The organism is Azospirillum isscasi (assembly GCF_030849505.1).
Taxonomy (GTDB): domain Bacteria; phylum Pseudomonadota; class Alphaproteobacteria; order Azospirillales; family Azospirillaceae; genus Azospirillum; species Azospirillum isscasi.
The window spans coordinates 1-761 of record NZ_JAUJFI010000377.1; the positions used below are offsets into that span (position 1 = coordinate 1).

Annotated in this window: 1 pseudogene; it reads right to left on the reverse strand. The window is 73.3% G+C overall.

Features of this window, described 5'->3' with window-relative positions:
• Nucleotides 1–761, reverse strand: a pseudogene (locus QSG27_RS29075) (hypothetical protein); the annotation flags it as partial.

A 761-nucleotide genomic window follows, 5' to 3' on the forward strand; every position in this document is an offset into this window, starting at 1 on the left:
TAGGCGCCGTCCACCGCGCCGGTGAAGGTGGCGGCTCCGCCGTTCACCGTCGTGTCGCCGCCCAGCGTCACCGCTCCGTTGGCGGTGAAGGCGCCGCTGCCGGTGCTGTAGGCGCCGTTCAGCGTGGTGGCGGCGTTGTGGGTCTGGGCGCCCGTGGTGGTGACGTCCAGCAGGCCGACCGTGGCGCCCGCCTCGGTGGTCAGGCTCGCCAGGGCTGTCGTGCCGCCGACCGTCGCGTTGAACTGCGTCGTGCCCGTCCCGGCGATGGTCAGCGCCTGGGCGCCGTCCACCGTGCCGTTGAAGGTCCCGGTCCGGGCGTTCACCGTCGCCGCGCCGCCCAGCGTCGCCGCCGCGTTGAAGGTGACCGTGCTGCCCGTCGCCCTGTAGGTGCCGTCCAGCGTCACCGCGTCGTTGTAGGTCTGGGCCCCCGTGGTCGTCACCGACTTCAGGCTGCTGGTGCCGCCCGCGTCCGTGGTCAGGCTCGCCAGAGCCGTCGTGCCGCCCACCGCGCCGGTGAACTGCGTCGCGCCCTTGTTGTTGACGACCAGGGCCTGCGCGCCGTCCACGGTGCCGGCGAACAGCACGCTCGACCCGCCGTTCACCGTCGTGGCGCCGCCCAGCGTCACCACTCCGTTGGCGGCGAAGGCACCGCTGCCGGTGGCGTAGATGCCGTCCAGCGTCACCGCGTCGTTGTAGGTCTGCGCCCCCGTGGTGGTGACGTTGCGCAGGCTCGTCGTGCCGCCCGCGTCCGTGGTCAGGCT